This window comes from Pseudomonas extremorientalis, from assembly GCF_001870465.1.
GTDB classification, from domain to species: domain Bacteria; phylum Pseudomonadota; class Gammaproteobacteria; order Pseudomonadales; family Pseudomonadaceae; genus Aquipseudomonas; species Aquipseudomonas extremorientalis.
This window is the reverse complement of record NZ_MDGK01000032.1, coordinates 1-13956: the sequence shown is the minus strand read 5'-3', so window position 1 is coordinate 13956 and position 13956 is coordinate 1. Positions and strand designations below refer to the sequence as shown.

The 13956-nt window shown below is 62.7% G+C and carries 8 protein-coding genes; 6 read left to right on the top strand and 2 right to left on the bottom strand.

The annotated features are described in order from the left end of the window. The 3 genes from BFN10_RS13250 to BFN10_RS13240 form a co-directional block, all read left to right on the top strand. Positions 1–6261, top strand: a 6261-nt coding sequence (locus BFN10_RS13250; protein WP_139221110.1) for a non-ribosomal peptide synthetase, incomplete at its 5' end; no start/stop codon positions are given. A gap of 434 nt (positions 6262–6695) precedes the next feature. Next, positions 6696–7847, top strand: coding sequence for a macrolide transporter subunit MacA (gene macA, locus BFN10_RS13245; RefSeq protein ID WP_071490036.1), 1152 nt, complete (start codon positions 6696–6698; stop codon positions 7845–7847). 3 nt (positions 7848–7850) lie between these two features. Next, positions 7851–9809, top strand: coding sequence for a MacB family efflux pump subunit (locus tag BFN10_RS13240; RefSeq protein WP_071490035.1), 1959 nt, complete (start codon positions 7851–7853; stop codon positions 9807–9809). Positions 9810–9939: 130 nt separating this feature from the next. On the opposite strand, the gene BFN10_RS13235 is transcribed toward BFN10_RS13240, so the two are convergent. Continuing rightward, on the bottom strand, positions 9940–10611 hold the full coding sequence (locus tag BFN10_RS13235; protein WP_173668606.1) for a response regulator transcription factor: 672 nt from the start codon (positions 10609–10611) through the stop codon (positions 9940–9942). Positions 10612–10767: 156 nt separating this feature from the next. Next, entirely contained in the window at positions 10768–12003 is a 1236-nt protein-coding gene (locus tag BFN10_RS13230) for a methionine gamma-lyase (RefSeq protein WP_071490033.1), read from the bottom strand. 123 nt (positions 12004–12126) lie between these two features. Between BFN10_RS13230 and BFN10_RS13225 the strand changes: the two genes are divergently transcribed. From BFN10_RS13225 to BFN10_RS13215, 3 genes are all read left to right on the top strand, one after another. Further along, on the top strand, positions 12127–12597 hold the full coding sequence (locus BFN10_RS13225; RefSeq protein WP_071490032.1) for an Lrp/AsnC family transcriptional regulator: 471 nt from the start codon (positions 12127–12129) through the stop codon (positions 12595–12597). Positions 12598–12770: 173 nt separating this feature from the next. Then, positions 12771–13073 (top strand): transposase, encoded by a 303-nt coding sequence (locus tag BFN10_RS30150; protein WP_014717988.1) that lies wholly within the window; start codon positions 12771–12773, stop codon positions 13071–13073. After that, complete coding sequence (locus BFN10_RS13215) at positions 13070–13906, top strand: IS3 family transposase (RefSeq protein ID WP_071489093.1); 837 nt, start codon at positions 13070–13072, stop codon at positions 13904–13906. Before BFN10_RS30150 ends, BFN10_RS13215 begins: the two co-directional genes overlap by 4 nt. Positions 13907–13956: the final 50 nt, after the last annotated feature.

Here is a 13956-nt window from a genome sequence, read left to right as displayed (position 1 = left end):
CCGGCGTATCCGCTGGAGCGCATTGCCTACATGCTGGAGGACAGCGCACCGGTGGCGGTGCTGGCCCAGGGCGCGACGCGGGCATTGCTGGGGGAGGTGCCGGTGGTCGATCTGGACCAGCCGAGCTGGCAGCATCAGCCTGTCGACAACCCTCACGTGCCAGCCGTCAGTGCCTACGTGATCTACACCTCCGGCTCCACCGGCCAGCCCAAGGGCGTGATCAACGACCACCCCGGCGTGGTCAACCGCCTGCTGTGGATGCAGGACGCCTATGGCCTGCAAGCCCATGACCGGGTGCTGCAAAAAACGCCGTTCAGCTTCGACGTATCGGTGTGGGAGTTCTTCTGGCCGCTGTTCACCGGCGCCTGCCTGGTGATGGCGCGCCCGGGCGGGCACAAAGACCCGGCGTACCTGTGCGAGGTGATTGCCGCCGAGCAGATCACCACGCTGCACTTCGTGCCGTCGATGCTGGATGTGTTCCTGGCCCATGGCGATGTGAGCCAGGCCGAAGGGTTAGTGCGTGTGATGTGCAGCGGCGAAGCCCTGCCGGGCAGCCTGGTGCGGCGCTTCAAGCAGCAATTGCCAGGTAGCCAATTGCATAACCTGTACGGCCCGACCGAAGCCGCTGTCGATGTGACCGCATGGAACTGCGCCGGGCCGGTGACGCCGGACAACACGCCGATCGGCAAACCGATCGCCAACACCCGCATGTACGTGCTCGACGCACAGATGCAGCCCGTGCCATTGGGCGTGGTCGGCGAGCTGTTCATCGGTGGCGTGCAAGTGGCGCGCGGCTACCTGAACCGGCCGGAACTGACCGCCGAACGCTTCCTCAAGGACCCGTTCACCGAGGGGCGCCTGTACCGCACCGGCGACGTAGGTCGCTACCTGGCGGACGGGACGATCGAGTACCTGGGGCGCAACGACGATCAGGTGAAGATCCGTGGCCTGCGCATCGAACTGGGGGAAATCCAGGCGCGCCTCACCGACCACCCGCAGGTCAATGAAGCCGCGGTGATCGCCCGCGACAATCGCTTGATTGCCTACTACACCGGCGTGTCCAGCGAGATCGACGCCTTGCGCACGCATCTTTTGCAGCATCTGCCGGAATTCATGGTGCCGTCGATCTTCGTGCACCTGGATAACTTGCCCTTGAGCCCCAACGGCAAACTCGACCGCAAGGCACTGCCCGCGCCGGGCCTGGACTCGGTGGTGGTGCGCGAGTACGAAGCGCCCCAGGGCGACACGGAGATCGCCCTGGCCAGCCTGTGGGCCGAGTTGCTCAACGTGGAGCGCGTGGGCCGTCACGACAACTTCTTCGAGCTGGGCGGCCACTCGTTGCTTGCGGTGAGCCTGATGGGGCGCATGCGCGGCCTCGGGTTGTCGGCGGATGTGAAGGTGCTGTTTGGCCAGCCGACTTTGTCGGCCCTGGCGGCGGCCTTGGGCGCAGGGCGTGAAGTGGCGGTGCCGGTCAATGGCATTACGGCCGATTGCACGGCGATCACCCCGGACATGTTGCCGCTGATCCAACTGGATCAGCCGGCCATCGAGCGTATCGTCGCCTGTATCCCCGGCGGCGCGGCGAATGTGCAGGACATCTACCCGCTGGCGCCGTTGCAGGCCGGCATGCTCTATCACCATCGCGCCGCGCAGGGCGGTGACGACTATGTGCTACGGGCGCAGTTTGCATTCGACAGCGCCCAGCGACTGGAGGCATTTGCCCTGGCCTTGCAGGCGGTGATCCAGCGTCACGACATCCTGCGTTCGTCGTTCCATTGGGACGGCCTGGAAGAACCGGTTCAGGTGGTGTGGCGCGAGGCTTCGCTGCGGGTCGAACATGGGCCGGTGCCGGAGCGTCTGGACCTGTCCCAGGCACCGCTGATGCGCCTGGTGGTGTGTGACGGCAGTGCCATCTTGCTGTTCCACCACCTGGTGATGGACCACATCGCCCTGGAGATTTTGCAGCACGAAATGCAGGCGTTTCTCTCGGGCACGCCACACACCCTGGGCGCGCCGGTGCCGTATCGCAACTATGTGGCCCAGACCCGCTTGGGGGTTGATGATCACGAGGCATTCTTCCGTGAGATGCTGGGCGAGATCGACGAGCCGACCCGCCTGGAAACCCTTGGCGGCAATGAGCAGGTTCACTGCCCCCTTGACCTGGAGCTGAGCCAACGCCTGCGCACCCAGGCCCGGCAATCCGGGGTGAGCGCCGCCAGCCTGATGCACCTGGCCTGGGCGCAGGTGCTGGGCAAGGTCTCGGGTCGGGAGCAGGTGGTGTTCGGCAGCGTGATGCTTGGCCGGCTGCAAGGCGGCGAAGGCGCCGAGCGGGCCATGGGCGTGTTCATCAACACCCTGCCGCTGCGGGTGGACCTGGGTCGGCACAGCGTGCGCGACGCGTTGCGCGCCACCCACGCACGCCTCACTCAATTGCTCAGCCATGAGCAGGCGCCGTTGGCCTTGGCCCAGCGCTGCAGTGGCGTGCCGGTGACCACGCCGCTGTTCGATACGCTGTTCAACTATCGCCACAGTGCGCCGCAGGTGGCGAGCGAGGCCTGGCAGGGCATCCGGTTGCTCAAGGCCGAGGAACACAGCAACTATGGCCTGTCGGTGAGCGTGGATGACCTGGGCGCGGGTTTCTCCTTGAAAGTCGTGGGGCAGGGCGCCCGTCGCGTGTGCGATTACCTGCACATCGCGGTGGAGCAACTGGTACAGGCGTTGGAACAGGGCGGTACGCTTGCCATCGCCTATGTGCCGATCCTGCCCGCCGCCGAACGCCAGCAATTGCTGGACCTGAACGCCACCACCCGGGCATTCCCGCGTGAACATACGGTGCAACGCCTGTTCGAAGCCCAGGCCCATGCACGGCCGGCTGCGCTGGCGGCGCTGCAGGGCGAGCGGTCACTCAGTTATGGCGAGCTGAACAGTCGCGCCAATCGCCTGGCCCATCATTTGCTGGGCCTTGGAGTACGCCCCGGCGATCATGTGGCGATCCTGTTGCCGCGTTCGCTGGACCTGCTGGTCAGCCAGTTGGCCGTGCTCAAGTGCGCCGCCGCCTATGTGCCGCTGGACATCAACGCCCCGGCGGAGCGCCAGGCGTTCATGGTGCAGGACAGCGGCGCGGCCTGGTTGTTGACCGGCAGCGAGCGTGCCGTCGACTACGCCGTGCAACGCCTGGACCTCGACACCCTGGCCCTCGATCCGCAACCGAGCCACAACCCGGACTTGTCGCAGTCCTCGGACAGCGTGGCGTACATCATGTACACCTCCGGCTCCACCGGCACGCCCAAAGGCGTGTTGGTGCCCCATCGCGGCATCACGCGCCTGGTGCTGAATAACGGCTACGCCGACTTCAACGCCAGTGACCGCGTTGCCTTCGCCTCCAACCCGGCGTTTGACGCCAGTACCATGGACGTGTGGGGGCCGTTGCTCAATGGCGGCCAGGTGCAGGTGATCGACCACGCCACCTTGCTCGATCCGGCTGCGTTTGGCATGGCGTTGGCGGATGCGACGGTATTGTTCGTCACCACGGCGTTGTTCAACCAGTACGTGCAGCTGATTCCCCAGGCCCTGGCGGGCCTGCGCATCCTGCTGTGCGGTGGTGAACGGGCCGACCCGGCGGCGTTCCGCAGTCTGTTGGCCCAGGCACCGGCATTGCGCCTGGTGCATTGCTACGGGCCGACCGAAACCACCACCTACGCCACCACCTACGAAGTGCGGTCGCTGGCCGAAACGGCCGACAGCGTGCCCATCGGCCGGCCGATCTCCAATACGCAGGTGCATGTGCTGGATGCGCAGTTGCAGCCGGTGCCCGTGGGCGTGACCGGTGAAATCTGCATCGGTGGGGATGGCGTGGCCAAGGGGTATCTGAACCGTCCTGAACTGACCGCTGAAAAGTTTGTGCAGGACCCGTTTATCCCAGGCGCCTTGATGTACCGCACCGGCGACCTTGGCCGCTGGACGGCGCAGGGCTTGCTGGAGTGCATCGGGCGCAATGACGACCAGGTGAAGATCCGCGGTTTCCGTATCGAACTGGGCGAGATCGAAGCGCGCCTGGCCAATGTTGCGGGTATCCAGGATGTGGTGGTGCTGGCCCGCGAGGACGCCCCGGGGGACAAGCGCCTGGTGGCGTATTTCACCTGGGCCGACACGCCTGTCGGCATCGACAGCGTGCGGGCTTGCCTGCAAGACCAGTTGCCGGACTACATGCTGCCGTCGGCCTTTGTGCCGCTGGAGTCCCTGCCGTTGACAGCCAATGGCAAGATCGACCGCAAAGCCTTGCCGGTGCCCGCCCTGGAAGCTTTGCACCGCCGCGAGTTTGAAGCACCGGTGGATGCGCTGGAGCAGACCCTGGCAGCGCTGTGGGCAGAGGTATTGAAGCTGGAACAGGTCGGGCGTCACGACAGCTTTTTCGAACTGGGGGGGCATTCACTACTGGCGATCCGGTTGGTCAACCTGATGGAGGAAGCGGGTTTGCCCGTGTCCCTGGCGGAGTTGTTCCAGCATGCCAGCGTGGCCTCCGTCGCCGCGATGCTGCGTCAGCGCACTGATGAGCCTGTGCGCGATCCTGCGGTGATCACGGTGCGCAGCAGTGGTTCGCAGGCGCCGCTGTTCCTTGTGCATGAATTCAGTGGCATGGATGTGTATTTCCCGGCGCTGGGCCAGCATCTGCCCGGCGACTACCCGATTTACGGCCTGCCGGGCCTGGCGCTCGGCGAGCCGCACCTGGATACCATGGAAGGCCTGGCGGCGCGCCTGGTCGGGTTGATTCGGGGTATTCAACCCCATGGGCCTTACCGGGTCGCCGGCTGGTCGTTTGGCGGGGTGCTGGCCTATGAAGTGGCGATGCAACTAGTGGGGCTGGATGAACCGGTGGCATTCCTCGGTTTGATCGACAGCTACGTGCCGCGTATGACCGACCAGGGCAAGGCGCGCTGGAGCGGGCCGGACGCGCTCAAGCGGCATTTGTTGCTGCAGTGCACGGCGTATTGGAAAGCACAGGGAGGTGTGGATGAACTGGCGAACGTTGGGCAGTTGGCGTCGCAGATTGAACAGCTGGACTTTGCGGGCCTGCTGCAACGCTGTCGCGATCAAGGTCTGCTATACGCGCAAATGGCGGCGGCTGCGGACGCGGACCTCTTGAGCTTTATCGAACGGGAAGTAGGACACGGGCATGCGCTGGCGCACTACAGCCTGTTCCCGTTGCCCGTGGCGGTGCACCTGTTCAGCGCGGATGAGCGGCCGACCGAGTTGTCGCGGCGCAGTGAGTCCCTGGGGTGGCATGAGGTGTTGGCGCCAGGCCAGTTGCGCCAGGTACAGGTGCCGGGGGATCACCAGAGCATGATGCAAACGCCGCATATCCAGGCACTGGGGCGAGCGATGAGCGAGGTGCTGGCGGCCTGTTTGCCGCAGGCCCAGGCGCCGCATCAGCCGTTGTTGCGCATTCAGAGTGGCCGGGCGGGGTATGCGCCGGTGTTCTGCGTACCGGGGGCAGGGGACAGTGTCACCGGGTTCGTCGGCTTGGGCGAGGCACTCGGGCGTGACTGGCCTTTGTTTGGCTTGCAGCCGCGTGGGCTGGACGGCGAAGCGGTGCCCCATAGCCAGGTGGAAGCGGCGGCGGCTTGTTACTTGATGGCCTTGGAGCAGGAATGTCCGCACGGGCCGGTGCATCTGGTGGGGCATTCGTTCGGGGGCTGGGTCGCGCTGGAGATGGCGCTGCGGTTGCAGGCGGCCGGGCGGGAGGTGGCGTCATTGACGGTGATCGACAGTGAGGCACCTGGGGGGACCGCGAAGGTGTACACCACGACGGCGGCGTTGCTGCGGTTGATCGAGGCGATGCAGTTGTCGGCGGGCAGGTCGCTGGGAATTGATCCTGGTGATTTTGCCGCGTGTGATGAGGAGGCGCAGCGGCAGCGGTTACATGCCGGCATGGTCGGGGTGGGATTGTTGCCGGGGCGTTCTGCGGTGGATGCGATGGAGGGGCCGGCGCGCACTTATGCGGCGGCGTTGCGTACGGCGTATCGGCCTGGGGCGCGGTTCAAGAGCGTGGTGCGGTTGGTGTTGGCTGAGGATCCGGCGCTGGACGCCGCGGGGAACCAGCGAGAGCAGGGGATGATGGTCGAGGGGTGGCGGCGACAGGGGAGTGGGTTGCAGGTTTGGTATGGCGGGGGGAATCACTTTACGTTGCTCAAGGCACCGAATGTGGCGGGGTTGGCACGGTGGTGGCTGGGGGGCGTGGTGGTTGGGGAGGTGGTTTCGTGAGTGGATTGTCGGTGTACATATCCGTTGCTTCGGTAACGGCTAGCCCGGCGGCCTCAGGGCCGACCGGTATTGTGTTTGTCGAGCGCGGCTCAAATGGGGGAGGGGGCTTGCCCCCGATGGCGGTGTGTCAGTTGATGCATCTGTGGCTGTCCCACTGCAATCGGGGGCAAGCCCCCTCCCACAGTTTGATCTCCATACATCAGGTAGATATCAGCCTGCTTTTGATCTGCTGGTGATCTGGCTTTTGCTCTCAGACGCCCCGTCAAACACGCTGGCATGCGTTCGGGCACACCGCGCCTAAGCGAGGTGCCGAGTGTTGGGGCAAGAGCCTTTTGGTCACTTTTGGGCTCTTTTCAAAAGTGACCCGCCGTAAGGGCGGAACCCCTATCAGCCGTTACCCAAGTAACGGATATGTACTCGATCAAAGGCCACCCATGGAAAAGTCAAAGTTACGCAAACTAGGAATGCTCACAGTAATCACAGTCGCCATCGGCCTGATCATCTACACGGTCCAGGCCCCCGCCGACGCCCCCCAATACCTCACAGCCACCGCTCAACGCGGTGACATCGAAAACGCCGTGCTGGCCACCGGCCTGCTCGAAGGCATCAAACAGGTCGACGTGGGCGCCCAAGTCTCCGGCCAATTGAAGTCCCTGAAAGTAAAGGTCGGCGACAAAGTGAAAAAGGGTCAATGGCTCGCCGAAATCGACCCACTGGTCCTGCAAAACACCCTGCGCAAGGCCCAGGTCGACGAAGAAAACCTTCAGGCCCAACGCCGCGCCACGGCGGCCCAGCTCAAGCAGGCCAAGTCCGTGTACGAGCGCTATAAAGGCCTGCAGATCGACGAGTCGGTATCCCGTCAGGACTTCGAAGACGCCGAGTCCAACTTCCAGGTGCAACAGGCCAACCTGCTGTCCCTGGATGCGCAGATCAAAAGCGCGCACATCCAGATCGACACCGCCAAGGTCAACCTGGCCTACACCCGCATCGTCGCGCCCATCGACGGCGATGTGGTGGGCATTGTCACCCAGGAAGGCCAGACCGTGATCGCCAGCCAACTGGCGCCGGTACTGCTCAAATTGGCGGACCTGGACACCATGACCGTCAAGGCCCAGGTCTCCGAGGCGGATGTGATCCACATCAGCCCCGGCCAGCAGGTGTACTTCACCATCCTCGGCGAGGCCGACAAGCGCTACTACGCCAAGCTGCGCGGCACCGAGCCGGCGCCGCAGAATTTCCTGGAAACCCAGACCGCCGGTACGCCAAAGCAGAACACCGCGGTGTTCTATAACGCGCTGTTCGACGTGCCCAACCCCGATCACCGCCTGCGTATCGCCATGACCGCCCAGGTGCGTATCGTGCTCGACACCGCCCAGGCCGCGTTGATGGTGCCGGTGGCGGCGCTCGGTGCGCGCAACAACGATGGCAGCTACCCGCTGCGGGTGCTGGATGCCAAGGGCAAGGCGGTGTCGCGGAATGTGAAGACCGGGATCAACAATAACGTCAAGGTGCAGATCCTCGAAGGCCTGGCCGAAGGTGACAACGTGGTGATCGGCGAAGCCACGCCGGCTGTGGCGGGGAACTGACGTATGACCCAGCCACTGTTGGAACTCAAGGGCATCACCCGCAGTTTCATGGCCGGCGAGCGTGAGTTCATTGCGCTCAAGGGCATCGACCTGACGATTCACGCCGGGGAAATGGTCGCGATCATCGGCGCCTCGGGCTCGGGTAAGTCCACCCTGATGAACATCCTCGGCGGCCTGGATTACGCCACGGCCGGCAGCTACAAGATCAATGGCATCGAAACCCGCTCATTGGGCGACGAGCAACTGGCCGAACTGCGCCGTGACTACTTCGGTTTTATCTTCCAGCGCTACCACTTGCTGGCGCACTTGAGCGCCTTGCACAACGTGGAGATGCCGGCGATCTATGCCGGTACGCCGGAAACCGCGCGCCATAGCCGTGCGCGGGAGCTGCTGGCCCGCCTGGGCTTGGCCAGCCACACCACCCATCGTCCCAGCCAGCTGTCGGGCGGGCAGCAGCAGCGGGTGAGTATTGCCCGTGCGTTGATGAACGGCGGTGAAGTGATCCTGGCCGACGAACCGACCGGCGCCCTCGACACCCACAGCGGCAAGGAGGTCATGCGTATCCTCGCTGAGCTGCACGCCGCCGGGCACACGGTGATTATCGTGACGCACGACCCCAAGGTCGCGGCGAACGCCCAGCGCATCGTCGAGGTGTGCGATGGCGAGATTGTCAGCGACAAGGCCAACGACAGTGTCGGCCTGGAGCTGCCCGGCGAAACGCCCATCGAACCCAGGCGCAGTGGCGCCAGGCGTCTGGTGGCGAGCCTGGGGTTGTTCAAGGAAGCGTTCAACATGGCCTGGGTCGCGCTGGTGTCCCATCGCATGCGCACCTTGCTGACCATGCTCGGTATTGTCATCGGTATTACCTCGGTGGTGTCGATCTCGGCCATCGGCGAAGGCGCCAAGCGTTATGTGCTCAAGGACATTCAGGCGATCGGCAGCAACACCATCGATATCTTTTCCGGCACCAGTTTCGGTGACAGCCGCGCCTCGGCCATCGAGACGTTGATGCCCTCGGATGTCGACGCGTTGAACCAGCTGTATTACGTCGACAGTGCCACGCCGGTGGTGGGCCGCAACCTGTTGCTGCGCTTTGGCAATATCGACCTGGATGCGCAGGTCAACGGTGTGAGTGACCGCTATTTCAAGGTCAAGGGCCTGAAGCTCGAAGCCGGCATCGCCTTCAGCGAAAGCGACGCACGGCGCCAGGCCCAAGTGGTGGTGATCGACCACAACACCCGCCATCGCCTGTTCGGACCCAACGTCGACCCGCTGGGCCAGGTGATCCTGGTGGGTAACCTGCCGTGCACGGTGATCGGCGTGACGGCCGACAATAAAAACATGTTCGCCGCCAGCAAGGCATTGAATGTGTGGGTGCCCTATGAAACGGCGGCGGGGCGCCTGTTGGGTCAGCGCCATCTGGACAGTATCACCGTGCGCATCAAGGACGGTCAGCCAAGCAAGGTGGTGGAAGACAACGTCAACAAGCTGATGCTGCAACGTCACGGCACCAAGGATTTCTTCACCAACAACCTCGACAGCATCATGCAGACGGTGCAGAAAACCAGTCGCTCCCTGGCGCTGTTGCTGTCGTTGATCGCGGTGATTTCGCTGCTGGTGGGCGGTATCGGGGTGATGAACATCATGCTGGTGTCGGTGACCGAGCGTACCCGCGAGATCGGTATTCGCATGGCGGTAGGCGCCCGGCAATCGGACATTCGCCAGCAGTTCCTGGTGGAGGCGGTGATGGTGTGTTTGATCGGTGGGCTGATCGGAATCTCGTTGTCCTATGCCCTGGGCTTTTTGTTTTCAGTGTTCGTGAAGGAATGGGAGATGGTGTTTTCCCTGGGCTCGATTCTGACCGCGTTTGCCTGTTCGACATTGATCGGCATCGTGTTTGGCTTTGTGCCGGCGCGGAATGCGGCGCGGCTGGACCCGATCGAGGCCTTGGCAAGGGATTGAGTCCTGCTTGTCAATGAGAACCCAATGTGGGGGGGAGCTTGCCCCCGATTGCTGTGTATCAGCCACAATTCGGTTGCTGACCCACAGCAATCGGGGGCAAGCCCCCTCCCACATTTTGATCGGTGTGAGCTTAAAGCCCCGTACTTTCCTCGGTGGCATACATCCACCGCAACAACGAATGCCGCCCGCTGATCCCCAGCTTGATCGCCGCACGTTTGAGGTAACTCTCGATGGTGTTGACCTTCAATGCCAATTGCTCCGCCAGCTCCGGCGCCGTGCGCCCGGCCAGCAGGCCGACGCACACTTCGAGTTCACGGTTGGAGAGGGTCAGCCCCGATTGCACCAGGCGTTCCTCGATGCGCCGGCGCAGGGTTTCGAGGCCCTGGTTTTCCGGGGGCACCGGCTCGCTGTCCTGGCGGCAAGGCTGGATCGCGGCGATGTGTTTTTCGACCATGGGCAGCAGCAGGGTGGAGAAGTCCTGCAGCATGCTGCGCTCCTGCGGCGAGAAATTTTCGGACTGGTGTGAGCGATACACCGACAACACATAGCGCACGTCGTCGCGGCGGCGGGTGAGGTGCAATTGTGCGGCAGGTTGCTCTTCGCCCAAGGCTTCTACCGAGTCGGTGTAGACCGGGCTGATCTTGCGCCGGACGTGCCCTTCGGCACTCACCTGCAGTTGCGTGATATGGGTGGCGTCCACGGCCAGTTGGGTGAGGATCAGGTCATGCAGCATGCGCGGAAAATGGCGGCTGCCGGTGCTGGCGATGACCTTGCCAATATGCGGAAACAACTGTGAGTTCATCAATTCATCCATGAGGCGTGCAGGTATTCGGCCTTATAGCAGCGGGGATTAAGATGCAAGCCAATGCGAATAACCTACCGTGATAGTCCTTCCCGCCGGAACCTATGCTAGTACAGCCTGGCGGCGGGAAGGGGATCCAATCTTAAAAAATCGGATTTAAAGACTCACGAGCCTGGAAGGACGTTGCAGCGTGCGCGTGCATTTGGCCAGTGCCTGCTGTACATCCGCCAGCAGGTCGGCGATGTCTTCAAGCCCCACCGACAGGCGCACCAACCCCTCGCTGATGCCGTGTGCGGCCCGCTCTTCCGGGGTGTAGGTGGAGTGAGTCATGCTCGCCGGGTGCTGGGCCAGTGATTCGGCGTCGCCCAGGCTGACCGCGCGGGTAAACAGCTTGAGTGCATTCATGAAGCGCCGGCCGGTTTCGATCCCGCCCTTGAGTTCGAAGGCGATCATGCCACCGGGCATTTTCATCTGGCGTGTCGCCAGTTCGTATTGAGGGAAAGAACGCAGGCCCGGGTAAGTCACGCGCTCCACGGCCGGGTGCGCCTGCAAGGCTTCGGCCACCGCCTGGGCGTTGCTGCAGTGGCGGTCTATGCGCAGGGCCAGGGTCTTGAGGCCGCGCATCAACAGCGAGGCATCCTGGGGCGACATGACGGCGCCGGTCAGGTCCTTGAGGCCTTGCAGGCGAATACGCTGGGCCAGCGCCTGGCTGCTCACGGCAATGCCCGCGGTGATATCGCCGTGGCCGCTGAGGTACTTGGTGGCCGAATGCACCACCACATCGGCGCCCAGTTCCAGGGGGCGTTGCAGGTAGGGCGTGCAGTAGGTGTTGTCGACCACCACGGTGACATTGGGCTGGTGGTGGGCGAGGGTGGCGACGGCGGCGATATCCACCAGTTGCAGGTTGGGATTGGCCGGGGTTTCGCAGTAGATCATGCGCGTTGCGGGGCTGAGCGCGGCTTGCAGGGCCGCCAGGTCCGTGAGGTCGACATGCCGCACCTTGATGCCGAACTCGCCGATGCCGTGGTGCAGCAGGGCGAAGGTGCAACCGTACAGCGTCTGGCTGACGATCACCTCGTCGCCGGGGCGTAGCAGGGTCCAGAACGTCGCGGCAATCGCCCCCATCCCGGAACTGAAGGCCACCGCCGCCTCGCCGTTTTCCAGGGTCGCCATGCGCGACTCCAGCAGCGCCAGGGTCGGGTTGGAAATACGCGTATAGAAGTGGCCGCTGGCTTCGCCGGCAAAACAGGCGGCACCGTATTCGGCGGTGGGGAAGGCAAAGGTGGCCGACAGATAAATCGGCGGGACAAGCGCGCCGTGGTGGTCCTTGGGGTCGTAGCCGTGGTGGATGGCGCGGGTGGAAAAGCCGAATGCATTGTGTTTATTGTTCATGTGGGACGCTCCTTATTTCCTACAATGCTATGCTCATAACCAGAGATGAACTTTGCAATATTTGCCGGTAATCCCCGCGTCCCGGGATGAAAACCTCATAAAAATAACGAATAGAGGCATGTTATGCCCATTAGTCTGGATCGCACCGATAAAGCGCTTTTAAACGCGCTGCAAGGCAATGCCCGCCTCACGGTGGCTGAATTGGCCGACCGCGTCTCCCTGACGACCTCGCCCTGTTGGCGCCGGGTGCGCAACCTGGAGGAGAGCGGGGTGATCAGCGGGTACCAGGCGATTCTCTCGCCCAAGGCGCTGGGGTATGGGGTGACGGCGTTTGTCAGCATCATGATGGAGAGTCATACCCAGGAAATTGCCCGGGCATTCGAGCAGCGGTTGTTGGCGATTCCCGAGATCGTGGCGTGCCATAACGTGTCGGGGCGGTATGATTTTTTGTTGGAAGTGGTGGCGAGGGATCTGGAGTCGTTTGGGGAGTTTGCGCGGGAGGTGTTGCAGACGTTGCCTTGCGTCAAGGAGATTTATTCGAGTTTTTCCTATAAGTCGGTGAGGGGGTTGCGGGTGATTCCGGTGCCGGGGTGATGGGGTGATGGCGGGGTGGTGTCGTGTTGTGTACATATCCGTACCTTAGAGCCGACCGGATTGTATGGGCGGTACTCGGTCAAAGTGTGGGAGGGGGCAAGCTGAACTGGCCTAATGATTTTGGACACTTCAATCGGGCGCTATGATAGCGCCCAAATCTGAGGTGTTTGGATATGCGTAAATCTTATTCGAGTGAGTTCAAGCTCAAGGCTGCCAGCATGGTGCTGGATGAAGGTCAGCCGGTTACCGAGGTCTGTGCCAGCCTGGATATTGGTCCTACTGCTCTGCGCCGTTGGGTCGATCAAGTGCAAAAAGAACGCTTGGGCTCGACTCCGGTGGGAGCCAAGGCAATTACCGCTGATCAACGAGAGATCCAGAGACTCAAAGCCCTGCTCAGGGAGAAAGACCTGGACATTGAAATCTTAAAAAAGGCCAGTGCTCTCCTGCTTTTGGACGCCAAAGATCATTCACGCTGATCGATGAGCTGGACGAGCAGTACGGCGTTAAAAGGTGTTGCCGGGCGTTCGGGGTTAACCGCAGCAGCTTCTATGCCTGGCGCCAGCGCCAGGGCAGAGCAAATCCTGAGCGGGAAAAGCTCAAAGCCGCGCTGGTCAGGCACCACAAGGCGTCGAGAGAGTCGGCGGGCGCACGTACCTTGTCCAAGGAGCTGCAAGCCAAAGGACATCGTGTCGGACGTTACATGGCTCGCAATTTGATGCGCGAGGCTGGCATCGCTAGTCGTCAGCGCAGGCGCCATAAGTACAAGTCGCCGGGCGTGGAGGCCTTGGTGGCGCCGCATGTGCTCAAGCGGAAATTTGATGTGACGGCGGTTAATCAGGTGTGGTGTGGCGACGTAACGTACATCAAGGTCGGCAAGCGTTGGATGTACTTCGCCGCCGTTCTGGATCTGTACGCTCGCAGGATCGTAGGCTGGTCGTTCTCGATGATTTCGGATGCCAACCTGACCTGCGAGGCACTACGCATGGCAGTTGAGCTACGCGGCCATCCCGAGGATGTGTTGTTTCACTCTGACCAAGGTTGCCAGTACACCAGCCATAAATTCCGAAACGCGCTTGTGAAGCATGGGTTTAGGCAAAGTATGAGCCGTAAAGGCGAGTGCTGGGACAACGCCCCGATGGAGCGTTTCTTTGGTAGTTTGAAATCCGAGTGGGTTCCTGAAACGGGCTACAAACTGGAGCATGAGGCCCGGGCAGATGTGCAGCGCTATGTCTCGCGCTACAACATCAGCAGGCCTCACAGCTACAACGACTACCGGTCGCCGGTCGCGAAGGAAAGGTTGGCGGCATGAACCTTAATCGGTGTCCAAGATTACTTGACCAGTTCAAGCCCCCTCCCACA

What these genes read in the sequence shown, in the direction of transcription:
- macA (WP_071490036.1), top strand. Translation starts at nt 6,696, where the DNA reads ATGGAAAAGTCAAAGTTACGCAAACTAGGAATGCTCACAGTAATCACA.
- BFN10_RS13240 (WP_071490035.1), top strand. Translation starts at nt 7,851, where the DNA reads ATGACCCAGCCACTGTTGGAACTCAAGGGCATCACCCGCAGTTTCATG.
- BFN10_RS13235 (WP_173668606.1), bottom strand. Translation starts at nt 10,611, where the DNA reads ATGAACTCACAGTTGTTTCCGCATATTGGCAAGGTCATCGCCAGCACC.
- BFN10_RS13230 (WP_071490033.1), bottom strand. Translation starts at nt 12,003, where the DNA reads ATGAACAATAAACACAATGCATTCGGCTTTTCCACCCGCGCCATCCAC.
- BFN10_RS13225 (WP_071490032.1), top strand. Translation starts at nt 12,127, where the DNA reads ATGCCCATTAGTCTGGATCGCACCGATAAAGCGCTTTTAAACGCGCTG.
- BFN10_RS30150 (WP_014717988.1), top strand. Translation starts at nt 12,771, where the DNA reads ATGCGTAAATCTTATTCGAGTGAGTTCAAGCTCAAGGCTGCCAGCATG.